This is a genomic window from Bradyrhizobium sp. Cp5.3, from assembly GCF_000426265.1.
Taxonomy (GTDB): domain Bacteria; phylum Pseudomonadota; class Alphaproteobacteria; order Rhizobiales; family Xanthobacteraceae; genus Bradyrhizobium; species Bradyrhizobium neotropicale.
The window spans coordinates 91,207-113,318 of record NZ_AUFA01000003.1 but is presented as its reverse complement, the minus strand read 5'-3'; the positions used below and the strand labels follow the sequence as shown (position 1 = coordinate 113,318).

Below are 22,112 nucleotides of genomic sequence, written 5' to 3'. Positions count from 1 at the left end.
GGAAAAGTGTGAAACGGTTTTCCGAAAAGATCACGCTTAAATTAGACTGTCAGCACATGTACCAGACAGGGGGGCTTTTTGCCCCAATGTTCGTTGATCACCGCCCGCACCGCGCGTCGGACCGACTCGCCCAGCGCGTCGGGATCTCGGCGGCGCGGCTTGGGCAGGCCCTCGATGGTGGAGACCACGGCGTCGAAGACGAGCTCGTCGAAGGCCTCGCCCGCCTTATTCTTCTCGGGGATGCCGACGAGATCAACCTCGGGATCGTCGGCGAGCTCGCCCTGCTCGGTCATGGCGATGGCGACGAAGGCACAGCCGGAAAACGCCATCCGGCGCCGCTCGACCACGGCGCGCGACTTGGAGTCTTCGAGGATCGTGCCGTCCTTGTAGAGCCGGCCCGACGGCACCTCGCCGACGATGCCGGGATCGCCGGGACCGAGCTTCACCAGATCGCCGTTGCGGCAAACCAGGACGCGCGGCACGCCGGCGGCGCGCGCAAGCTTGGCGTGCTCGTGCAGGTGCAGGGCCTCGCCATGGACGGGGATCAACAGCTGCGGCTTGGTCCAGGCGATCATGTCGCGCAATTCGTCGCGGCGCGGATGGCCGGAAACATGAACCAGATGGTCACGGTCGGTGATGATTTCGACGCCCTGGAGCACCAGATTGTTGATGATCGAGCCGACGGCCTTTTCGTTGCCGGGAATGGTGCGCGAGGAGAAGATCACGCTGTCGCCGCGGTTGAGCGTGATCTCGGGATGGTCGTCATTGGCGATGCGGGCCAGCGCCGCGCGCGGCTCGCCCTGGCTGCCGGTGCACAGCGCCAGCACCTTGTCCTGCGGAAGATGGCCGTAGACCTCCGGCGAGCGGAAATTCTGCACGCCGTCGAGATAGCCGGTCTCGCGCGCGACCTGCACCACCCGCTCCATGGCGCGCCCGACCACGACGACCTCGCGGTCGGCGGCCTTCGCAGCATCGGCCACGGCCTTGATGCGCGCGACGTTGGAGGCGAATGTCGTCACGGCGACCCGGCCCTTGGCGGCCTTGACCAGCTCGATGATGGTCTTGGCGACCTCGGCTTCCGAGGGCGAGCGGCCGTCGCGCACGGCGTTGGTGGAATCGCCGATCAGGGCAAGCACGCCCTCCTCGCCCAGTTCGCGCAGCCGCTTTTCATCGGTCGGACTCCCAAGGGTCGGGGTCGGGTCGATCTTCCAGTCGCCGGTGTGCAGCACCGTGCCGGCCTCAGTGTGGATCGCCAGCGCGTGCGCTTCCGGAATCGAATGCGCGACCGGGATGAACTCGACGTTGAACGGGCCGACATCGATGCGGCCGCCGGATGGCACCACGGTCACCGGAATCTTCGGCTGGTTGCGCTCGGCCGCGCATTTGGCCTCGAACAGCGCCGCACTGAACTGCGTCGCGTAGATCGGGCATTGCAGCTTCGGCCAGAGATCGATGATGGCGCCGAAATGGTCCTCATGAGCGTGGGTGAGCACCAGCCCCATCAGGTTCTTGCGTTCCTTCTCCAGGAAACTGATGTCGGGCATGATCAGGTCGATGCCCGGCAGATGCTCCTCATCGCCAAAGGACACGCCGAGATCGACCGCGAGCCAGGCGCGCTGGTGGCGGTTGCCGAGGCCGTAGATCGACAGGTTCATGCCGATCTCGCCGACGCCACCGAGCGGCGCAAAGACCAGTTCGTCGGGCCTCGCCATCACGCAGCTCCCACGGAGGCGGCCGCGCCGAAGAACACCTCGCCCGCGGCCACGGGCACGCGCAGCCCCTCCGCGGTGCGGACGATCAGGCAGCCGGTGTCGTCGATCGTGTCAAAAATGCCTTCGAGCGTCATCGTTCCCGTATGGATCGCGACCTTCTCGCCGAGGCCGGCGGCGCGCTCCAGCCAGAGGCGGCGGATCTCGGCAAAGCCGCGGCCATTGTCCCAGATGCCGCGGAACTCCACCCAGGCGTCCGACAGCGCCGCGAACAATTCTTCCGCGCTGATTTGAACGCCGAGTGCGGCCAGCGATACCGCTGGTGTCGGCGTGCCTTCAGGCGCTGCAACGACGTTGGTGCCGATGCCGGCGACCACGGCGAGGCGGTCGCCGACGGCCTCGGCCTCGAGCCCGATGCCGACCAGCTTCTTGCCGCCGGCCAAGACGTCGTTCGGCCATTTCAGGACGTAGCGGGGCCGGTTCGGGCCAAGGCGCAGTGCCGCCTCCAGGCTGACCTTCTCCAGGGCGGCCTCCTCGGCCAGCCCAGCTGCGAAGCCGATCGTTGCGGCAACAGAAGGCGCGACGTCCATGACTTCGAGGATGCTGGCCGCCAGATTGCCCCGCGGCGCGATCCAGGCGCGCTGGCGCCGGCCACGGCCGGCCGTTTGCTCTGTCGTCACGAACCAGATCGGGCCGCGCTCGCCGGCCCGGGCGCGTTCGATCGCCTCGGTATTGGTCGAGCCGATCTGATCGAAGGCTGCGAGCCGGTAGCCCGCGGACGATGCGCGAGGACCGAGCGCGAACCCCATCCTAGAACAGCGACTTTGCCGCTGCGGAGGCCACGCTCACCACCGGGCCCGCGAACAGCGCAAACAGGATGTTGAAGAGGCCGGCGACCGCCAGAACCGTCCGCACCTCGACGCGCACCGGGTCGACCTGACCGGCCGGCTCGTCGAAATACATCGTCTTGACGATGGCGAGATAGTAGTAGGCGCCCACCACGCTGGTCAGCACGCCGATGACCGCGAGCGTGAACAGGTTGGCCTTGATCGCGGCGACGAACACGTACCACTTGGCGAAGAAGCCGGCGAGCGGCGGGATGCCGGCGAGCGAGAACAGCAACATCGCGAACAGGAAGGCGAGCAGCGGGTTGGTCCGCGACAGGCCGGCGAAATCGCTGATCTGCTCGACCGCCTGGCCGTTGCGCTTCATGGCGAGGATGACGGAGAACGAGCCGAGCGTCATCGCCACATAGATCACGATGTACATCAGCACGCCCTGCGCGCCCTCGACCGTGCCGGAGGCGAGGCCGACCAGGGCAAAACCCATATGGCCGATCGAGGAATAGGCCATCAGGCGCTTGATGTTGGTCTGGCCGATCGCGGCGAAGGAGCCGAGCGCCATCGAGGCGATCGAGACGAACACCAAGATCTGCTGCCACTGCGGCACGATGCCGGGGAACGCAGTCAGCGTCGCGCGGGTGAAGACGGCAAGTGCGGCAACCTTCGGCGCAGAAGCGAAGAAGGCCGTTACCGGCGTCGGCGCGCCCTCATAGACGTCGGGCGTCCACATGTGGAACGGCACCGCCGAGATCTTGAAGCAGAGCCCGGCAAGCAGGAAGACGAGGCCGAACACGAGACCGACATTCGCGGTCGTCGCAGCGGCCGCGATGCCGGCGAAGCTGACCGTGCCGGTGAAGCCGTAGATCAGCGAGGCGCCGTACAGCAGCATGCCTGAGGACAGCGCACCCAGCACGAAATACTTCAGGCCCGCCTCGTTCGACTTGGCATTGTCGCGGTTGGAGGCCGCAACGACATAGAGCGCGAGCGACATCAGCTCGAGGCCCAGATAGAGCATGATCAGGTCGCCCGCCGAGATCAGCACCATCATGCCGAGGGTCGAGAGCAGCACCAGGATCGAATATTCGAAGATGCGGCGCGACGGGTCGGAGAGGAACTCCGTCGACAGAAGCAGCGTCACGGCCGAGCCGATCAGCGCCAGGATCTTCATGAAGCGCGCGAAATCGTCGACGATGAAGCTGCCGCCGAAGGTCACCTGCTTGCCGGCCGGCTGCAGGTATTCGAGCACGCCGACGACGATCAGGAGCAAAACCGCGAGCGAGGTGACCGCCCTGGTCGTCCCCTGCCCGCGATAGGCGCCCAGCATCAGGAGCGCCATGCTGCCGACCGCGAGCACGAGCTCGGGCACGACCGGCGCCAGTTGATATCCTGCAGTCTCAAAGCTCATGGCGATATCCTGACCTGCCCGCTCACTGGAGCAGTGCGGCGGCCTTCACGGCCGTCACCGCGGTGTTGTAATTGTTGACGAGTTGCTGGACCGAGGCGGCCGACATGTCGAGCACCGGCTTCGGATAGACGCCGAACAGGATCGTCAGCGCGATCAGCGGGAACAGCGTCACGCACTCCCGGAAGGTGAGGTCCTTGATGGTCATCAGCGACGGCTTCACCAGCGCGCCGAACACGACCTTGCGATAGAGCCAGAGCGCATAGCAGGCCGACAGGATGACGCCCGTCGTGGCGAAGAACGCGGTCGGGATCGAGGTCTTGAAGGTGCCGAGCAGCGTCATGAACTCGCCGACGAAGCCGCTCGTGCCGGGCAGACCGACATTGGCCATGGTGAAGATCATGAAGGTCATGGCGTAGAGCGGCATCCGGTTGACGAGGCCGCCATAGGCCGCGATCTCGCGGGTATGCATGCGGTCGTAGACGATGCCGACGCAGAGGAACAGCGCGCCGGAGACGATGCCGTGCGAGATCATCTGGAACACGCCGCCGGCGACGCCCTGCATGGTGCCGGCGAAGATACCCATGGTGACGAAGCCCATATGCGCGACCGAGGAGTACGCGATCAGCTTCTTCATGTCCTCCTGCATCATCGCCACCAGCGAGGTGTAGATGATGGCGATGGTCGAGAGCGTGAAGATCAGCGGCGCAAAGTCGTGCGAGGCGAGCGGGAACATAGGCAGCGAGAAGCGCAGGAAGCCGTAGCCGCCCATCTTCAGGAGGATCGCCGCCAGGATCACCGAGCCCGCGGTCGGCGCCTCGACGTGCGCGTCGGGCAGCCAGGTGTGCACCGGCCACATCGGCATCTTCACCGCGAAGGAAGCGAAGAAGGCGAGCCAGGCCCAGGTCTGCAAAGACCGCGGCACGGCCGTGTGCATCAGCGTCGGGATGTCGGTGGTGTTGCCGTTCCAGTACAGCGCCATGATGGCGAGCAGCATCAAGACCGAGCCGAGCAGCGTGTAGAGGAAGAACTTGAAGGAGGCGTAGACCCGGCGCGGGCCGCCCCAGACGCCGATGATCAGGAACATCGGAATCAGGCCACCCTCGAAGAACAGGTAGAACAGCACGAGGTCGATCGCCGAGAAGGTGCCGACCATCAGCGTTTCCAGGATCAGGAACGCCATCATGTATTCGCGGACCCGGCTCGTGACCTTCCAGCTCGCGATGATGCAGAACGGCATCAAGGCGGTGGTCAGGATCACGAAGGGCAGCGAAATGCCGTCCACGCCCATGTGGTAGGTGATGCCGGTGGCGAGCCAGTTCGCCTTCTCGACGAACTGGAAGTCGGCGGTCGAGGAATCGAAGCGCGCCACCAGGATCAGTGACACCGCAAAGGTGATCAGCGTGGTCCAGAGCGCGATCCAGCGCGAGTTGCGCTGCGCCGCCTCGTCATCGCCGCGGCTGAGATAGACGATCAGCGCGCCGACCAGCGGCAGGAAGGTGGTGACGGAAAGGATGGGCCAGGTTGTCATTTACTGGCCTCCAAAGCCGAACATGAACCAAGTGATCAGGCCGGCGACGCCGATCAGCATGGCGAATGCGTAGTGATAGAGATAGCCGGTCTGGATCTTCACGACGTTGCGGGTGACATCCAGCACGCGCGCCGAGACGCCATCGGGACCGAGGCCGTCGATGATGAAGCCGTCGCCCTTCTTCCAGAGCTGATAGCCGATCCACTTCGCCGGACGGACGAAGATGACCTCGTAGAGCTCGTCGAAGTACCATTTGTTGAGCAGGAACTGGTACAGCATCGGCTGCGTGTTCGCGAGCTCGACCGGCAGATACGGCCGGCGGATGTAGAACAGGTACGACACCAGGAAGCCCAGCACCATCATCACCGTCGGCAGGAAGGCGATGGTTTCGGGGATGTGGTGCATCTCCTCGATGATGTGCGGGTTCATCTTCACGGACTCGCGGAAGAACTCCTCGATGCCGTGGCCGGCGAACAGCTCCTTGAACGGGAAGCCGGCGACGATCGAGCCGACCGCGAGCACGCCGATCGGGATCAGCATCCAGATCGGGCTCTCATGCGCGGCCTCGTAGTGTTGCTCGTCATGCGGCTCGCCGTGGAAGGTCTTGAACACCAGGCGCCAGGAGTAGAACGAGGTCAGGCCGGCGGCCACGACCGTCATCAGGAAGCCGTACACCGCGAACGGATTGTGCGAGGCATAGGCGGACTCGATGATCGCGTCCTTGGAGAAGTAGCCGGCGGTGAGCGGGAAGCCGGTCAGCGCCAGGGTGCCGACCACCATCACCGCGTAGGTGTAGGGGATCTTCTTCCAGAGGCCGCCCATGTTGCGGATGTCCTGCTCGTGGTGCATCGCATAGATCACCGAGCCGGAGCCCAAGAACAGCAGCGCCTTGAAGAAGGCGTGCGTGAACAAGTGGAACATGCCGACCGAATAGGCCCCCGCCCCCATCGCCACGAACATGTAGCCGAGCTGGGAACAGGTCGAGTAGGCGACGATGCGCTTGATGTCGTTCTGGACGAGGCCGACGGTCGCGGCGAAGAACGCGGTGGTCGCGCCGAAGAACATCACGACGGCCTGCGCGTTCGGCGCGAGCTCGAACAGCGGCGACAGGCGCGCCACCATGAACACGCCCGCGGTGACCATGGTCGCGGCATGGATCAGCGCCGAGACCGGGGTCGGGCCTTCCATCGCGTCCGGCAACCAGGTGTGCAGCAGGAACTGCGCCGATTTGCCCATCGCGCCCATGAACAGCAAAAGGCAGGTCAGCGTCAGTGCGTCGGCGTGCCAGCCGAGGAAGTTGATGGTCTTGCCGGTGAGGCCCGGCGCGGCATGGAAGATCGTCTCGAAATCGGTCGAGCCGACGAGTGCGAAGATCGCGAAGATGCCGAGCGCGAAGCCGAAATCGCCGACGCGGTTGACCACGAAGGCCTTGATCGCGGCCGCATTCGCCGACGGCTTCTGGTACCAGAAGCCGATCAGGAGGTAGCTGGCCAGACCCACGCCCTCCCAGCCGAAGAACAGCTGCACGAGGTTGTCGGCCGTCACCAGCATCAGCATGGCGAAGGTGAACAGACTGAGATAGCCGAAGAAGCGCGGCCGATACGGATCCTCGTCCATGTAGCCGATGGAATAGAGGTGCACGAGCGAGGACACGGTGTTGACCACGACCAGCATTACCGCCGTCAGCGTGTCGACCCGGAGCGACCAGTAGACCTGGAGGTCGCCGGAGAAGATCCACGGCAGCAGCTGGATCCGCGCGTCATGATGCATGAAGCCGACATCGACCAGCGTGAACCAGGACAGCGCCGCCGACACGAACAGGAGCCCCGTCGTGATCAGCTCGGCCGCGCGCGAGCCTGCCGCCGCCGGTTCGGCCGGGCCATGAGCGTGATCGTCGTGACCATGGTCGTCATGGGCAGCCGCCGCGTGGGCATCGCCATGACCGTGACCATCGCCGTGATGCTCGACCGTGTCGCCTGAGGGGTTGCGCCCATGCGCGCCGACCAGAGAGATCAGGCCGGCGAGAATGGCGCCCAGCAACGGCAGAAAAACGATTGCCTGAACCATGACTGAGCTCAGCCCTTCATCAGATTGACGTCCTCAACCGCGATCGAGCCGCGGTTGCGGAAATAGACCACCAGGATGGCGAGACCGATCGCGGCTTCCGCAGCCGCGACCGTCAGCACCAGAAGCGCGAAGACCTGGCCGACGATGTCGCCGAGGAAGGTCGAGAACGCCACCAGGTTGATGTTGACCGAGAGCAGGATCAGCTCGATCGACATCAGGATGACGATGATGTTCTTGCGGTTCAGGAAGATGCCGAGGATCCCGAGCGTGAACAGGATCGCGCCGACCGCGAGATAGTGTCCGAGCCCGATCGTCATTTCACCCACTCCGCCGCATCGGTATCGGACAGCCCCTGCCCCGACGCCACCTTGCGCAGCGCCATCGCCATCTCGGGCGTGCGTGCGTTCTGAACGTTGATGTCCTGCCGCTTGATGTACGCCTTGTGGCGCAGCGTCAGCACGATGGCGCCGATCATTGCGACCAGCAGCACCATGCCGGCGAGCTGGAAGTAATGGATGTACTTCGTATAGAGCACGAGGCCGAGCGCCTCGGTGTTGCTGACATTGGTCGGGATCGCCGCCGTGATCGTCTTGGCAACGCCGGGGTTGATGACCCAGAAGCCGACGGTGAGCAGCAGCTCGAACAGGAAGATGCCGCCGATCACGAGGCCGACCGGCAGGTACTCGATGAAGCCCTCGCTCAGCTCGGTGAAGTCGACGTCGATCATCATGATCACGAACAGGAACAGCACCGCGACCGCGCCGACATAGACGACGATCAGCATCATCGCCAGGAACTCGGCGCCCATCAGCACGAACAGGCCGGAGGCGTTGACGAAGGCCAGGATCAGAAACAGCACGGAGTGCACGGGATTGCGCGAGACAACCACCATCACCGCCGAGGCGACGCAGATGCCGGCGAACAGATAAAAGAACAGCGCGGGAAGGATCATGCCCTCACCTCACCGGTACGGCGCGTCGAGCTCGATCGCCTTGGCGATCTCGCGTTCCCAGCGGTCGCCATTGGCGAGCAGCTTGGCCTTGTCATAGTAGAGCTCCTCGCGGGTCTCGGTCGCGAATTCGAAGTTCGGGCCCTCGACGATGGCGTCGACCGGGCAGGCCTCCTGGCAGAGGCCGCAATAGATGCACTTCACCATGTCGATGTCGTAGCGCACGGTGCGGCGGGTGCCGTCGTTGCGGCGCGGGCCGGCCTCGATGGTGATGGCCTGCGCGGGGCACACGGCCTCGCACAGCTTGCAGGCGATGCAGCGCTCTTCGCCGTTGGGATAACGGCGCAGCGCGTGCTCGCCGCGGAACCGCGGCGAGATCGGCCCCTTCTCGAAGGGATAGTTCAGCGTCGGCTTCGGCTGGAAGAAGTAGCGCATGGCGAGGAAGAACGCCGAGACGAATTCCGACAGCAAAAGCGAGCGTGCAGTGGCGTTGACGTTGATACCCATGACGGCCCTCACTTCGGCGCGATGCCGGCGAAATGCAGCACGCCGGCCACCACGACCACCATCACGAGCGACAGCGGCAGGAACACCTTCCAGCCGAGACGCATCAGTTGGTCGTAGCGGTAGCGCGGCACGATTGCCTTCGCCATCGCGAACAGGAAGAACATGAAGAATAGTTTCAGCGAGAACCAGATGATCCCCGGCACCCAGTTGAAGGGCGGCAGGTCGACCGGCGGCAGCCAGCCTCCCAGGAACAGGATGGTCGCCAGCGCGCACATGGTGACGATGGCGACATACTCGCCGAGCATGAACAAGAGGTACGGCGTCGAGCCGTATTCGACCATGAAGCCGGCCACGAGCTCGGACTCGGCTTCGACGAGGTCGAACGGCGGACGGTTGGTTTCCGCCAGCGCCGAGACGTAGAACACCACGAACATCGGGAACAGCGGCCACACATACCAGTTCAGAATGGTGAGCTGCGGCAGGCCGATCAGGCTGGCGAGGCCCCGCGCATGCTGCGCTTCCACGACGGCCGACAGGTTCAGCGTGCCGGCGCAGAGCAGCACCGTGATGATGACGAAGCCGATCGAGACCTCGTAGGACACCATCTGCGCCGCCGAACGCAGCGCGGCCAGGAACGGATACTTCGAGTTCGACGACCAGCCGGCCATGATGATGCCGTAGATCGACAGCGACGAGATCGCGAAGATGAAGAGGACGCCGACATTGATGTCGGAGATCACCCAGCCGAGATTGGTCGGGATCACCGCCCAGGCGGCGAGCGCGAGCACACAGGAGACCAGCGGGGCGAGCAGGAACACGCCCTTGTTGGCGCCGGCCGGAATGATCGGCTCCTTCAGCACGAACTTCAGGAGGTCGGCGAAGGACTGGAACAGGCCCCAGGGCCCGACCACGTTGGGACCGCGCCGGATCTGCACCGCCGCCCAGATCTTGCGGTCGGCCAGCAGGATATAGGCGATCGCGACCAAGAGCACGACGAGCACCAGCACGCTCTCCGCGACCATGATGATCAACGGCCAGAGGAACCCGGTCCAGAATGCGCTTTCGAAGAATTCCATCAGATCACGCTCACTCCGCTGCGGTCAGCATCTGCCCGGAGGCAAGCCGCGAGCACTCCGCCATCACGGCGGACGCACGCGCGATTGGGTTGGTCAGGTAGAAGTCCTCGACGAGAGGCTTGAACGGCGCCTTCTCCGGCGTGCCGCCCTTGCCTGCGAGCTTCTTGATCTGGTCGGCCGAGCCTGCCTCGATCTGGTCGAGACGGATCAGATGCGGCACCGCCTTGAAGATCGCCTGGCGCAGCGCCGCCAGCGAGTCGTAGCCGAGCTTCTTGCCCAGCGCCTCCGACAGCGCACGAACGACCGCCCAGTCCTCGCGGGCCTCGCCCGGCGGGAACGCGGCGCGGCCGGTCATCTGCACGCGGCCTTCCGTGTTGACGTAGATCGCGGACTTCTCGGTATAGGCCGCCGCCGGCAGGATCACGTCGGCGCGATGCGCGCCGCGGTCGCCATGGGTGCCGATATAGACGACGAAGGTACTGTCCGGCGCCTTGATCTCGTCGGCGCCAAGCAGGAACAACACGTCCAGTGTGCCGAACGTCGTCATCTGCGCCGCGTTCAGCCCGCCGCCGGTCGCGGCAAAGCCGATGTCGAGCGCGCCGACGCGCGAGGCGCTCTCATGCAGCACGCCGAAGCCGTTCCAGCCATCCTTCAGCGCGCCGACGTCGAGCGCCAGCTTGGCAGCGGCGGCAAGAATGGCCGCGCCATCGTGACGTCCAGTCGCGCCCGCGCCAACCAGGATGATCGGGTGCTTGGCGTTCTTCAGCACGTCCATGAAGGAGTGCTTGCCGGCCGCGAGCTCGCCGAGCGTTTCGGTCCCCGCGCCGAGATGGTCGTAATCGTAGGTCAGGTCGGCCTTGGCGCCGATCACGCCGATCTTGAAGCCGCCGGCACGCCAGCGCTTGCGGATGCGGGCGTTGAACACGGCCGCCTCTTTCCGCGGATTGGCGCCGATGATCAGCAGCGCATCGGCCTGCTCGACGCCCGCAAGCGTCGGATTGAAGATGTAGGAGGCGCGGCCGAGCGCGGGATCGAAGGCGTCGCCGCCCTGCACCGCGAGATTGCCCGAGCCGAATTTGGCGAGCAGATCCTTCAGCGCGAACATTTCCTCGACGCCTGCGAGATCGCCCGCGATGGCGCCGATCCGCTTGCCGTCGGTACGGGCCGCCTTGGCCGCGATCGCGGCAAAAGCTTCCGACCAGCTCGCCGCGCGCAGCTTGCCGGCTTCACGGATATAGGGCCGGTCGAGGCGCTGGGTGCGCAGGCCGTCGACGACGTGACGCGTCTTGTCCGAGATCCACTCCTCGTTCACGGCCTCGTTGATGCGCGGCAGCACGCGCATCACCTCGCGGCCGCGGGTGTCGACGCGGATCGCCGATCCGATGCCGTCCATCACGTCGATCGACTGGGTCTTGCCGAGCTCCCAGGGCCGCGCCGCGAAGGCGTACGGCTTCGAGGTCAGCGCGCCGACCGGGCAGATGTCGACGAGATTGCCCTGCAATTCCGAGGTCAGCGCATGCTCGAGATAAGTCGTGATCTCCATGTCCTCGCCGCGGCCCGTCGCGCCCATCTCGGGAGCGCCGGCGACTTCCGCCGAGAAGCGGACGCAGCGCGTGCACTGGATGCAGCGGTTCATCGAGGTCTTGACCAGCGCCCCGAGATACTTGTCCTCGACCGCGCGCTTGTTCTCGGCGAAGCGGCTGGTGTCGACCCCGTAGCCCATCGCCTGGTCCTGGAGATCGCACTCGCCGCCCTGGTCGCAGATCGGGCAGTCCAGCGGATGGTTGATCAGCAGGAACTCCATCACGCCTTCGCGCGCCTTCTTCACCATCGGCGAACGCGTGGAGATCTCCGGCGGCTCGCCCTTGGGACCGGGACGGCAGTCGCGCACGCCCCAGGCGCAGCTTGCGACCGGCTTCGGGCCGCCCTTCACTTCGACGAGGCACATCCGGCAGTTGCCGGCGATCGACAGCCGCTCGTGATAGCAGAAGCGCGGAATCTCGGCGCCGGCGGCCTCGCACGCCTGGAGCAGCGTGTACTCCGGCGGGACATCGATCTCTTTGCCGTCGATGATGAGCTTGGTCATTCTTCCTACTCCGCCGCGACCATGTTCACGGGATCGCGGACACCGGCATCGTCGATGTCGGCCTTGTGCGAATATTGGTCGATGCGCGCTTCGATCTCATGACGGAAGTGCGCGATCAGGCCCTGGATCGGCCAGGCGGCTGCGTCGCCGAGCGCGCAGATGGTGTGGCCTTCGACCTGCTTGGTGACTTCCAGCAGCATGTCGATCTCGCGCTTGTGGGCGCGGCCCTCGGTCATGCGGGTCAGGACGCGCCACATCCACCCGGTGCCCTCGCGGCACGGCGTGCACTGGCCGCAGCTCTCGTGCTTGTAGAAATAGGAGATGCGGGCAATCGCGCGGATCAGGTCGGTCGACTTGTCCATCACGATCACGGCCGCGGTGCCGAGGCCCGAGCGCAGCTTGCTCAGAGAGTCGAAATCCATCGGCGTGTCGATGATCTGCTCCGCCGGCACCATGCGCACCGAGGAGCCGCCGGGGATCACGGCCTTCAGATTGTCCCAGCCGCCGCGGATGCCGCCGCAATGCTTGTCGATCAACTCACGGAACGGAATGCCCATGGCCTCTTCGACGTTGCAGGGCCGCTCGACATGGCCGGAGATGCAGAACAGCTTGGTGCCAACATTGTTCGGACGGCCGATGCCGGCGAACCAGGCCGCGCCGCGACGCAGGATGTCGGGCGCAACTGCGATCGACTCGACGTTGTTGACGGTGGTCGGGCAGCCGAACAGGCCGACGTTGGCCGGGAACGGCGGCTTCAGCCGCGGCTGGCCCTTCTTGCCCTCGAGGCTTTCGAGCAGCGCGGTCTCCTCGCCGCAGATATAGGCGCCGGCGCCGTGCGCGACGTAGAGGTCGAACGGCCAGCCGTTGACGTTGTCCTTGCCGATCAGCTTGGCCTCATAGGCCTGGTCGATCGCAGCCTGGAGGTGCTCGCGCTCGCGGATGAACTCGCCGCGGACATAGATGTAGCAAGTGTGCGCATTCATCGCGAAGCTCGCGATCAGGCAGCCCTCGATCAGGAGATGCGGATCGTGCCGCATGATCTCGCGATCCTTGCAGGTGCCGGGCTCGGACTCGTCGGCGTTGACGACGAGATAGCTCGGCCGGCCGTCGGTCGATTCCTTCGGCATGAACGACCATTTCAGGCCGGTCGGGAAGCCCGCCCCGCCGCGGCCGCGCAGGCCGGAGGCCTTCATCTCATTGATGATCCAGTCGCGGCCCTTGTCGATGATGGCCTTGGTGCCATCCCAAGCGCCGCGGCGCCGCGCGCCCTCGAGCCCCCAGTCATGGAGGCCGTAGAGGTTCTTGAAGATGCGATCCTTGTCCTCGAGCATTTCAGTGCTTTCCGATCAACGGTTGGCCTGCTTGTAGGCAAGCCCGGCGGCGCAGACGGCGAAGGTCAACGCCCAGAGCAGACTGGATTCCAGCGTCGCGCTCAACGCAAAGCGCTGGAGCAGGAACATGAAAGCGGCCGCAACGGCGGCGTGCATGGCGATGAAGCCCCATTTCTTCACGGCCTCGCTCCCTCCCCTTGCCGGCTTCGAGAGATCACGCATCAGGTGGTCTCCTTCAGAGTGGTCGGCCCGGTGATGGGCGCGGAGAACTGGCGGCCGTTCTGCGGGCCGGGCTTGGGCGGATTGCCCGAGGCGAAGCCGTCGAGCACCTTGCCGAAGCTGTCCTTGGTCAGGTCCTCATAGGTGTCCTTCCCGATCAGCACCATCGGCGCGTTCACGCAGGCGCCTAAGCACTCCACCTCTTCCCAGCTGAAATTGCCGTCCTTGGAGAGATGGAAGGGCTCGTGATGAATGCGGCTCTCGCAGACATGGATGAGATCTTCCGCGCCGCGCAGCCGGCACGGCGTGGTGCCGCAGACCTGGACGTGGGCCTTCTTGCCGACGGGGGCAAGCTGGAACATCGTGTAGAAGGTCGCAACTTCCAGAACGCGGATATAGGGCATGTCGAGCATGTCGGCGATGACGCGGATCGCGGCTTCCGACACCCAGCCCTCGTTCTGCTCCTGCGCGCGCCAGAGGATGGCGATCACAGCGGAGGCCTGGCGTCCGGCCGGATATTTCGCGATCTGCTGCTTGGCGAACGCGAGGTTCTCCTCCGTGAACGCAAAGCTCGCGGGCTGGACTTCCTTGGGCGCTAATCGGCGGACAGACATCTCTTCAATCTCTCACTGCATGCGGCGCGCGGTCTTCGCATTCAGGGCATCGATCCTGTCCTGCCAGAATGCGCTTGCGGTGCCGAAAACGTTGTAGCCGACGTGGGTGGAGACCTTGATGCGATCGAGGATCGACAGCTCGGTCACGGTTTCAAGCCGGTTGCTGCGCGGATCGAGCACGATCAGCTTCAGCGGAGTTTCTTCAAGAATGTAGCGCGACACCGCATGCGAGCGGTCGCTGCCGTGCTCCTCGCACATGATGACGCTGTCGGCCTGGAGCAGCCGGGCGCCGCCCTTGATCGCCTCGATCTCGAGGCCCTCGACGTCGAGCTTGATCAGATATTTGCCGGTCGCGGCGACCTTGCCGTCGTCGATAAGGTTGTCGAGGGCGATGACCGGCACCTCCTCGCCACCGCCCGGCCCCGCGATGCTGAACTTCTCGTGCTTGGTGCCGGACAGCCGCGCCGTGCCGCGCGAGGCGCCGATCGCCACGCGCATGCATTCGAAGCGATGGTCGTTCACCGCCGCGTTGTTCGACAGCTTGGCGAAATTGTCCGAGGAGGGCTCGATCGCGATCGCCTTGTGCGCGCCGAACGGCGCGCTCGAAATCAATACCGACCAGTAGCCGTAATTGGCACCGCAATCGATCAGCGTGTAGTCGACGTCGGCGGAACCGGCGAACAGCAGCTCGAGCTCATCCTCGTAATGATACGAGCGATTGAGCAGCTTGCTCCAATAGCCGTCGCCATAGGGGAACTCGAACACCGCGTCCGAGTTGAGCTTGATCGCGATGTTGCGCTCGGCCAGCGCCTTGCGCAGCAGGTTGGCGCAGGCGATGTAGCCCATGTGCGAGAAATGCGACGAGATCTTCGATCCTGTCACCAGCGCCAAGGCAGCCGTCCGCTCCCACAGGTTGGCCCCTTCAAGGGCCCCCGAGGCACGGTCAAACTGGATTGGCGCCTGCGCCATCACCGATCGACCTCTCCGAACACGATGTCGAGCGAGCCGAGGATCGCCGAGACGTCGGCGAGCAAATGACCCCGGCAGATGTGATCCATGGCCTGGAGATGGGCAAAGCCTGGCGCGCGGATCTTGCACTTGTACGGCTTGTTGCTGCCGTCGGAGACGAGATAGACGCCGAACTCGCCCTTCGGTGCCTCGACCGCGGCATAGACCTCGCCGGCCGGAACGTGGAAACCCTCGGTATAGAGCTTGAAATGGTGGATCAGCGCTTCCATCGAACGCTTCATCTCGCCACGGCGCGGCGGAAACACCTTGTTGTCGGCAACCGCAACCGGGCCCTGCCCGTCCGGAGCCTTCAGCTTCTCGATGCACTGCCTCATGATGCGCACGGACTGGCGCATCTCTTCCATGCGGATCAGATAGCGGTCGTAGCAGTCGCCGTTCTTGCCGATCGGAATGTCGAATTCCATCTCGGCGTAGCATTCATAGGGCTGCGACTTGCGCAGGTCCCAGGCCGCGCCCGAGCCGCGCACCATCACGCCCGAGAAACCCCACTCCCATGCTTCCTTGAGCGGCACCACGCCGATGTCGACGTTGCGCTGCTTGAAGATGCGGTTGGCGGTGAGCAGGCGATCGAGGTCGTCGACCACTTTCAGGAACGGGTCGCACCAGGCCTCGATGTCGTCGATCAGCTTCGGCGGCAGGTCCTGATGCACGCCTCCGACGCGGAAGAAGGCCGCGTGCATGCGGCTGCCCGAGGCGCGCTCGTAGAACACCATCAGCTTCTCGCGCTCCTCGAAACCCCACAGCGGCGGGGTGAGCGCGCCGACGTCCATCGCCTGCGTGGTGACGTTGAGCAGATGCGACAGGATGCGGCCGATCTCGCAATAGAGCACGCGGATCAACTGGCCGCGGCGCGGCACCTCGATGCCGAGCAGCTTCTCGGCGGCGAGGCAGAAGGCGTGCTCCTGGTTCATCGGCGCGACGTAGTCGAGCCGGTCGAAATAGGGAATCGCCTGCAGATAGGTCTTCTGCTCGATCAGCTTCTCGGTGCCGCGGTGAAGCAGACCGATATGCGGGTCGACGCGCGCGACGATTTCACCGTCGAGCTCCAGCACGAGGCGCAACACGCCGTGCGCCGCCGGATGCTGCGGCCCGAAGTTGATGGTGAAATTTCGGAGGTTCTCAGGTTGTTCGTTCATGATCAGACCTTCGGCCCCGCCTTCTCGTCGCCGGGCAGCGGATAGTCAGCCCCTTCCCAAGGCGAGAGGAAATCGAACTTGCGGAATTCCTGGTTGAGCCGGACCGGCTCGTACACCACCCGCTTCTCCTGGTCGTCATAGCGGACCTCGACGAAGCCGGTGAGCGGGAAATCCTTGCGCAGCGGATGTCCCTCGAAACCGTAATCGGTGAGCAGTCGGCGCATGTCTGGATGACCGACGAAGAACACGCCGTAGAGGTCGTAGGCCTCGCGCTCGAACCAGTCGGCACCGGGGAACACGTCGATCAGCGACGGGACCTGCGTGGTCTCGTCGGCGGCAACGCGCAGTCGGATCCGCGCGTTCAGGGTCGGCGACAGGAAGTGATAGATCACGTCGAAGCGCTTATCGCGCTCCGGATAGTCGACTGCAGTCACGTCGGTGATGTTGACGAAACGGCAGTTCGGATCGTCGCGGAGGTACTTGACCACCTCGACGATCTTGCTGGCCTCGACATCAACCGTGAGCTGGTTGAAGGCCACCGCGTGACCGGTGGCGGCGCCCGGAAGCGCGCTAACGATCGTTTGCCCAAGGGCGTCGAGCTTGCCGTCGTCCATGACGTAAAACCTTAGCGTTCGATGGTGCCGGTGCGCCGGATCTTCTTCTGCAGCAGCAGCACGCCGTAGAGCAGCGCTTCCGCCGTGGGCGGGCAGCCCGGCACGTAGATGTCGATCGGCACGATACGGTCGCAGCCGCGCACGACCGAGTACGAATAGTGGTAGTAGCCGCCGCCGTTGGCGCAGGAGCCCATCGAGATGACGTAGCGCGGCTCGGGCATCTGGTCGTAGACCTTGCGCAGCGCCGGGGCCATCTTGTTGGTCAGCGTACCCGCCACGATCATCACGTCGGACTGACGTGGGGAGGCACGCGGCGCGAAGCCGAAGCGCTCGACGTCGTAGCGCGGCATCGAGACCTGCATCATCTCGACCGCGCAGCAGGCGAGACCGAAGGTCATCCACATCAGCGAGCCGGTGCGGGCCCAGGTGATGAGGTCGTCGGCCGCGGCCACGAAGAAGCCCTTGTCGGACAGTTCGTGATTGACTTCGAGGAAGAACGGATCATTGGCACCGACCGGCTTGCCGGTCGACGGATCCAGAATGCCCTTGGGCGCCGGTGCGAGAACCGGACCGGACGGAGTGGCTTGGTTCAATCCCATTCCAGTGCCCCTTTCTTCCATTCATAGGCAAATCCCACCGTGAGTACGGCGAGGAACACCAGCATTGACCAGAAGCCGGTCGCACCGAGCTTGCCGAACGCCACCGCCCACGGGAACAGGAACGCCACCTCGAGGTCGAAGATGATGAAGAGGATGGCGACCAGGTAGAAGCGGACGTCGAACTTCATCCGGGCGTCGTCGAAGGCGTTGAAACCGCACTCATACGCCGACAGTTTTTCCGGGTCCGGCTGCTGGAACGCCACGATGAAGGGGGCGATCAGCAGCACGAGGCCAATGAGGCCTGCTACCCCTATAAAGACGACGAGTGGAAGATAGTTCTGCAGAATGCCGCTCATTGGCGAGCCCTTTTTCCCGCGGCCTCGGGGGAGCCACGGATTCGTCCCGGTTTGGAATTATTCTGAGCCTTAGCGCAGTGCACCAATGGGCGCAAGACACGCTATTTTTAGGCCCTTTGCCGCCCCCAGAACAGTGAAAATCCCGGAATCGCCCCGCGCTGGTATGGAGCAGATCGGCCTGCCCAGCAAGAGCGGCCCTCACCCCTCCCCACCTTGGGGCAGACGCTCAGCGGAAGCACTCCCCGCAGGCGGCCGCGCGTCTAGGATGATCCTGCTTTCCTGCTGCGACGCAGCCAGACCCCAAAGATGACAAGGACGGGGAAGCCGACTGTCACCCAGGCAACATATCTGCCGACATCGCCCCACAGCAGCGCCGCCAACAGGCCGATCGACGTTGCCAGCGCAATCAGAAGCGGCGCGCCGAAGACCCGTATCCACAGGCGGGAGCCGACGGACGAGCCATGCATCATGACGAGACCGGGACTCGTTTTGCGAATGCGTCGGCCCGCGTCGCGCCCCGCTTTCGTCGCCGCGCCAGCCAGAGATAGAGCCCGCTGCCGATCACGATGATCGTCAGCACGTCGAGCGCGGCCCAGATCACCTTGAGCGGCATGCCGCCATAATCGCCGAAATGGAGCGGCTGCGAGATCAGGAGGGCCTGGAGGTACATCGGCAGCGCCCGGCTGTCGGCCACCTCTCCCGTTTCACCGTCCAGCAGCACCGGCTTCAGCAGCCGTGACGTCAGCGGCGTATCCCCGCGCATGAAGGCGGCGAAATGATGCGAGGAGGAGAACGGCGTGCCGGGAAAGGCGATGAAGGCGATCTCCATGCCATCGGCCGCCTGCCTGGCGCGCGCGACGACCTCATCGAGCGAGGCGAGATGGCTGGGCGCCGGCTTGCCGGCATAGGGCGCGACCATGCTGGCGAGCTCGGTGGCCTTCCATTGGCTCAGCATCAGCTCGGCCCAGGTGTTGACGACACCGGTCAGCCCGACCACCAGCGCCCAGGCCACCGTTACGACCCCGATCAGATTGTGCCAGTCGAGCCACACGACCCGCCGCGGGGCGCTGTCACGGATGGTGGCAAAACGCAGCCGGCGGGTGAACGGCCAGTACAACACCACGCCGGAGATGATGGCGACGGCGAACAACAGGCCCATCGCGCCGAGAAACAGCTTTCCAGCCTGGCCGGCGAACATGTCCGTGTGCAGCTTGAGCACGATCAGCATCGGGCCGACGCCGACCGGGCCGAGCAGTTTCGCCGACGCCGCATCGAAGGCACGCACGGTCGCATTGTCGGGCGCCCCGTCCGGGGCGCTGTTGGTGAACGCCATCACGATCCCGGGCTCGTCCTTGTCCCAGGAGATATATTGCAGCACGCGGCCCGGATCGGCGGCGAGCGCGGCGTCGGCGACTTGCTGGGGCGTCGCACGCGCCGCGCTCGCATGAGCTTCGGGCTGGGGGGCATAGCCCAGGAGCTCATCGATCTCGTGATGGAACACCAGCGGAAGGCCGGTCAGGCACAGCAAAAGCAGGAACACGGTCGAAACCAGGCTGGTCCAGGTGTGGACCACGGACCAGAGCCTGATCGTGCGCGCTTTCACGTCGGGATCCCCTCGCCCGCCGTTACCATGTGTACGAGACGCTGGCGGTGACGCGCCGGCGGTCGCCGTAGAAGCAGGACGTGGCCGACGCGCAGCTCGCGACGTAGATCTTGTCGGTCAGGTTGATCACGTTGAGCGCGGTGCGCCAGTTCTGCCATTCGTAGTGAACCGCGAGATCGCCGAGCACGACCGCGGGAACCTCGAGCGTGTTGGCGGCGTCGGCCCAGGACGAACCGACATAGCGCACGCCGCCGCCGAAGCCGAAACCCGCAAGCGGTCCGTCCTTGAACGTGTAGTCCGCCCAGCCCGACGCCAGCATCTGCGGTGTGTTGGTCGGCGTCCTGCCGACAAGGGTCGGATCGAGGTCCTTGCTGGTGAAGAGATGATAGGACGTGAAGGCGCCGATCAGCTTGAGCTCACGCGTGACATTGGCCACGGCTTCAAGCTCGATGCCCCGCGAGGTCACCTCGCCGGTCTGGTTTTGCAGGACCGGGGTACTGCCCGGCACCGTCGTCGGCACATTTTGACGGACCAGATCGAAGGCCGAGACCGTGAAATAGCCGTCGAATCCCTTTGGCGCGACCTTCAGACCGATCTCGGCCTGCTTGCCGGTCTCCGGCACGAACAGCTGGTTCGACGCGTTGAGGCCGATGATCGGATTAAAGCTCGTCGCATAGGAGATGTAAGGCGCGATGCCGTTGTCAAAATTGTAGATCAGACCGGCGCGCCCGCTGAAACTGCTGTCGTTCTGACTGCTGATCGTGGCGCCCGTGTCGCGGGCGGCCTGCGTCGTCTCGACCCAATCATTGCGGCCGCTGAGCACCAGCGTGAAATTCCCCAGCTTCATCTGGTCCTGAAGATAGGTGCCGGCCTGCTTCTGCGTGATCAGGAAGTTCCGGAACGGATCCCCGGTGATTGGAATGTCGCCGACGCCGTAGACCGGATTCAGGGCGTTGATCGAAGGCACTCCGAAGAAGTTGAAAGCCTGGTAGTCGTCGATCTGGTAGCCCTTGAGGTCGACGCCGAACAGCATGGTGTGCCTTACCGGCCCGGTGTCGAAGCGATACTCCAGCTGATTGTCGAGATCGGCCTGATTGGCCGTGTTCTTCGCATACCAATTGTAACGGAAGAGGTCGCCGATCGTGGGGTTGGTGTAGCCGTTTCCGACATAGCCGCGATACGTGATGTCGACGTGCGCAAAGCGCGCATTCTGCCGGAACGTGAGGTCGCCGGTGAGATTGCGCTCGAACTGATAGCCGAGCATCTCCTGCTCGCGCGTGAACTTGTCGACGCCGGGATCGCCGACGAACAGGCTGGTCGGTATGCGACCGAACGGAGCGCTGGTCACCGTGCCCTGATAAGGCAGGAAGTTGATGCCGCGGGTGTCCTGCTTCGAGGCCGACGCCAGCACCGTGAAGGTCGTGTCGGCATCCGGCTTCCAGGTCACCGACGGCGCGATGAAGTAGTTGTTGTCCGGCGTGAAATTGACCTGCGTGGCGCCGTTCTGGACCTGACCGACCATGCGGTAGAACAGCTTGCCGTTCCCGGAGCTCGTCGCGACCGGCCCACCGAAATCGAAGCCGACATAGGCATTGCCGAAATTATTGACGCCGGTCTCGACATAGCGGATCGGCTCGGCCGGCGGCAGCTTGCTGATGACATTGACGATGCCGCTCGGGCTCGATCCGCCATACAGCACGGCCGACGGACCGCGCAGCACTTCCACCCGCTCCATGTCGGGGGTCTGCAGCTTCCAGCTCGCATAGGACGTGTAGAACAGCTGCATGCCGTCGAGGAACAGTCCGACATCGTCAGACTTGAAGCCGCGGATCAGCCACCAGTCGTTGCGCGTATCCGCGCCAAAGGTTCCGGCGCGCACGCCGGCGGTGTAGCGCAGGACCTCGTCGAGCTTGTTCGCTTTCTGGTCGCGGATCTGCTCGGCGCCGATCACCGACACCGACTGCGGTGTCTCCATGATCGGCGTGTCGGTCTTGGTGCCTGACGAGCTGCGGCCAGCGACGTAGCCGTGGACGGGACCGCGCGCCGTCTCGACGACGCCAACGTTGCGCTGCGGCTGCGGCTGCGGCTTCCGGTTGCTGACAGTCTGCACGGTACGCTGCGCGCGGCGCGGAGCGGTCGACGCCGCGCGGCGGCGCGCTTCCGGCGCCGCAACATTCACCGCCGGCAAGTTCTGCGCGCCGGTCTGCGCGGAAGATTGTGCGAAGGATGCTTGTGGCACCAAAACCCAAACGGACGCGGTCGCCAAAACGGCCGACCGCAGCAAACGTAGACTGTTCAACGCGCCACCCCAAATGCGTATTTCATTCGCATGCCGTCAGTCCCATGACGGCATGCGTTGTGGCGACGCTTTATGTGAGTGAGCGCGATGGCGCTAATTGAAAGGCTCTTAGAGCGAGTCTTAGAACCGATCCAACATTTCCA

At 64.6% G+C, this 22,112-nt stretch carries 20 protein-coding genes; all 20 read right to left on the bottom strand.

Going from position 1 to position 22,112, the window contains the following annotated elements; all coding sequences use genetic code 11:
- Nucleotides 1-41: 41 nt before the first annotated feature.
- Nucleotides 42-1,712, bottom strand: coding sequence for a ribonuclease J (locus tag K289_RS0105830; RefSeq protein WP_027550630.1), 1,671 nt, complete (start codon nucleotides 1,710-1,712; stop codon nucleotides 42-44).
- Complete coding sequence (locus tag K289_RS0105825) at nucleotides 1,712-2,518, bottom strand: biotin--[acetyl-CoA-carboxylase] ligase (protein ID WP_027550629.1); 807 nt, start codon at nucleotides 2,516-2,518, stop codon at nucleotides 1,712-1,714. The genes K289_RS0105830 and K289_RS0105825 overlap by 1 nt, the downstream gene beginning before the upstream one ends.
- Nucleotide 2,519: 1 nt before the next feature.
- On the bottom strand, nucleotides 2,520-3,956 hold the full coding sequence (gene nuoN / locus K289_RS0105820) for an NADH-quinone oxidoreductase subunit NuoN (RefSeq protein ID WP_027550628.1): 1,437 nt from the start codon (nucleotides 3,954-3,956) through the stop codon (nucleotides 2,520-2,522).
- A 22-nt stretch (nucleotides 3,957-3,978) separates the two neighbouring features.
- Entirely contained in the window at nucleotides 3,979-5,484 is a 1,506-nt protein-coding gene (locus K289_RS0105815) for an NADH-quinone oxidoreductase subunit M (RefSeq protein WP_027550627.1), read from the bottom strand.
- A complete protein-coding gene (gene nuoL, locus K289_RS0105810) occupies nucleotides 5,485-7,551 on the bottom strand; it encodes an NADH-quinone oxidoreductase subunit L (RefSeq protein WP_027550626.1) in 2,067 nt (688 codons plus the stop codon). It abuts the gene before it with no gap.
- Nucleotides 7,552-7,559: 8 nt separating this feature from the next.
- Nucleotides 7,560-7,868 carry an NADH-quinone oxidoreductase subunit NuoK gene (gene nuoK / locus K289_RS0105805; protein WP_008547737.1) on the bottom strand — a complete coding sequence of 103 codons (309 nt, stop codon included), beginning with the start codon at nucleotides 7,866-7,868 and terminating at the stop codon, nucleotides 7,560-7,562.
- Entirely contained in the window at nucleotides 7,865-8,503 is a 639-nt protein-coding gene (locus K289_RS0105800; protein WP_027550625.1) for an NADH-quinone oxidoreductase subunit J, read from the bottom strand. Before K289_RS0105800 ends, nuoK begins: the two co-directional genes overlap by 4 nt.
- A gap of 9 nt (nucleotides 8,504-8,512) precedes the next feature.
- Complete coding sequence (nuoI, locus tag K289_RS0105795) at nucleotides 8,513-9,007, bottom strand: NADH-quinone oxidoreductase subunit NuoI (RefSeq protein WP_157283556.1); 495 nt, start codon at nucleotides 9,005-9,007, stop codon at nucleotides 8,513-8,515.
- Nucleotides 9,008-9,015: 8 nt separating this feature from the next.
- Complete coding sequence (gene nuoH, locus K289_RS0105790; RefSeq protein ID WP_145928006.1) at nucleotides 9,016-10,083, bottom strand: NADH-quinone oxidoreductase subunit NuoH; 1,068 nt, start codon at nucleotides 10,081-10,083, stop codon at nucleotides 9,016-9,018.
- 10 nt (nucleotides 10,084-10,093) lie between these two features.
- The gene (gene nuoG / locus K289_RS0105785) at nucleotides 10,094-12,169 is read right to left on the bottom strand and encodes an NADH-quinone oxidoreductase subunit NuoG (RefSeq protein ID WP_027550622.1); all 2,076 of its coding nucleotides are present in this window, start codon (nucleotides 12,167-12,169) and stop codon (nucleotides 10,094-10,096) included.
- Nucleotides 12,170-12,174: 5 nt separating this feature from the next.
- Nucleotides 12,175-13,500: an NADH-quinone oxidoreductase subunit NuoF gene (nuoF, locus tag K289_RS0105780; protein ID WP_027550621.1), complete on the bottom strand. Its 1,326-nt coding sequence runs from the start codon at nucleotides 13,498-13,500 to the stop codon at nucleotides 12,175-12,177.
- 15 nt (nucleotides 13,501-13,515) lie between these two features.
- Nucleotides 13,516-13,722 carry a hypothetical protein gene (locus K289_RS0105775; RefSeq protein WP_027550620.1) on the bottom strand — a complete coding sequence of 69 codons (207 nt, stop codon included), beginning with the start codon at nucleotides 13,720-13,722 and terminating at the stop codon, nucleotides 13,516-13,518.
- On the bottom strand, nucleotides 13,722-14,333 hold the full coding sequence (gene nuoE, locus K289_RS0105770) for an NADH-quinone oxidoreductase subunit NuoE (protein WP_027550619.1): 612 nt from the start codon (nucleotides 14,331-14,333) through the stop codon (nucleotides 13,722-13,724). Before nuoE ends, K289_RS0105775 begins: the two co-directional genes overlap by 1 nt.
- A 12-nt stretch (nucleotides 14,334-14,345) precedes the next feature.
- Complete coding sequence (locus K289_RS0105765; RefSeq protein ID WP_027550618.1) at nucleotides 14,346-15,302, bottom strand: FkbM family methyltransferase; 957 nt, start codon at nucleotides 15,300-15,302, stop codon at nucleotides 14,346-14,348.
- On the bottom strand, nucleotides 15,302-16,498 hold the full coding sequence (locus K289_RS0105760; protein WP_027550617.1) for an NADH-quinone oxidoreductase subunit D: 1,197 nt from the start codon (nucleotides 16,496-16,498) through the stop codon (nucleotides 15,302-15,304). Before K289_RS0105760 ends, K289_RS0105765 begins: the two co-directional genes overlap by 1 nt.
- A gap of 2 nt (nucleotides 16,499-16,500) precedes the next feature.
- On the bottom strand, nucleotides 16,501-17,112 hold the full coding sequence (locus K289_RS0105755) for an NADH-quinone oxidoreductase subunit C (RefSeq protein ID WP_027550616.1): 612 nt from the start codon (nucleotides 17,110-17,112) through the stop codon (nucleotides 16,501-16,503).
- An 11-nt stretch (nucleotides 17,113-17,123) separates the two neighbouring features.
- A complete protein-coding gene (locus K289_RS0105750) occupies nucleotides 17,124-17,711 on the bottom strand; it encodes an NADH-quinone oxidoreductase subunit B family protein (protein ID WP_027550615.1) in 588 nt (195 codons plus the stop codon).
- Nucleotides 17,702-18,067, bottom strand: a complete 366-nt coding sequence (locus K289_RS0105745) for an NADH-quinone oxidoreductase subunit A (protein ID WP_027550614.1) — start codon at nucleotides 18,065-18,067, stop codon at nucleotides 17,702-17,704. Before K289_RS0105745 ends, K289_RS0105750 begins: the two co-directional genes overlap by 10 nt.
- Before the next feature lie 466 nt (nucleotides 18,068-18,533).
- Nucleotides 18,534-19,670 (bottom strand): PepSY domain-containing protein, encoded by a 1,137-nt coding sequence (locus K289_RS43930; RefSeq protein ID WP_051310498.1) that lies wholly within the window; start codon nucleotides 19,668-19,670, stop codon nucleotides 18,534-18,536.
- A gap of 22 nt (nucleotides 19,671-19,692) precedes the next feature.
- Complete coding sequence (locus K289_RS0105730; RefSeq protein ID WP_027550612.1) at nucleotides 19,693-21,954, bottom strand: TonB-dependent siderophore receptor; 2,262 nt, start codon at nucleotides 21,952-21,954, stop codon at nucleotides 19,693-19,695.
- Between the last annotated feature and the right edge of the window lie 158 nt (nucleotides 21,955-22,112).

Excerpts from the sequence above, each read along its gene's own strand:
- K289_RS0105830 (WP_027550630.1), bottom strand. The coding sequence starts at position 1,712 with ATGGCGAGGCCCGACGAACTGGTCTTTGCGCCGCTCGGTGGCGTCGGC.
- K289_RS0105825 (WP_027550629.1), bottom strand. The coding sequence starts at position 2,518 with ATGGGGTTCGCGCTCGGTCCTCGCGCATCGTCCGCGGGCTACCGGCTC.
- nuoN (WP_027550628.1), bottom strand. The coding sequence starts at position 3,956 with ATGAGCTTTGAGACTGCAGGATATCAACTGGCGCCGGTCGTGCCCGAG.
- K289_RS0105815 (WP_027550627.1), bottom strand. The coding sequence starts at position 5,484 with ATGACAACCTGGCCCATCCTTTCCGTCACCACCTTCCTGCCGCTGGTC.
- nuoL (WP_027550626.1), bottom strand. The coding sequence starts at position 7,551 with ATGGTTCAGGCAATCGTTTTTCTGCCGTTGCTGGGCGCCATTCTCGCC.
- nuoK (WP_008547737.1), bottom strand. The coding sequence starts at position 7,868 with ATGACGATCGGGCTCGGACACTATCTCGCGGTCGGCGCGATCCTGTTC.
- K289_RS0105800 (WP_027550625.1), bottom strand. The coding sequence starts at position 8,503 with ATGATCCTTCCCGCGCTGTTCTTTTATCTGTTCGCCGGCATCTGCGTC.
- nuoI (WP_157283556.1), bottom strand. The coding sequence starts at position 9,007 with ATGGGTATCAACGTCAACGCCACTGCACGCTCGCTTTTGCTGTCGGAA.
- nuoH (WP_145928006.1), bottom strand. The coding sequence starts at position 10,083 with ATGGAATTCTTCGAAAGCGCATTCTGGACCGGGTTCCTCTGGCCGTTG.
- nuoG (WP_027550622.1), bottom strand. The coding sequence starts at position 12,169 with ATGACCAAGCTCATCATCGACGGCAAAGAGATCGATGTCCCGCCGGAG.
- nuoF (WP_027550621.1), bottom strand. The coding sequence starts at position 13,500 with ATGCTCGAGGACAAGGATCGCATCTTCAAGAACCTCTACGGCCTCCAT.
- K289_RS0105775 (WP_027550620.1), bottom strand. The coding sequence starts at position 13,722 with ATGCGTGATCTCTCGAAGCCGGCAAGGGGAGGGAGCGAGGCCGTGAAG.
- nuoE (WP_027550619.1), bottom strand. The coding sequence starts at position 14,333 with ATGTCTGTCCGCCGATTAGCGCCCAAGGAAGTCCAGCCCGCGAGCTTT.
- K289_RS0105765 (WP_027550618.1), bottom strand. The coding sequence starts at position 15,302 with ATGGCGCAGGCGCCAATCCAGTTTGACCGTGCCTCGGGGGCCCTTGAA.
- K289_RS0105760 (WP_027550617.1), bottom strand. The coding sequence starts at position 16,498 with ATGAACGAACAACCTGAGAACCTCCGAAATTTCACCATCAACTTCGGG.
- K289_RS0105755 (WP_027550616.1), bottom strand. The coding sequence starts at position 17,112 with ATGGACGACGGCAAGCTCGACGCCCTTGGGCAAACGATCGTTAGCGCG.
- K289_RS0105750 (WP_027550615.1), bottom strand. The coding sequence starts at position 17,711 with ATGGGATTGAACCAAGCCACTCCGTCCGGTCCGGTTCTCGCACCGGCG.
- K289_RS0105745 (WP_027550614.1), bottom strand. The coding sequence starts at position 18,067 with ATGAGCGGCATTCTGCAGAACTATCTTCCACTCGTCGTCTTTATAGGG.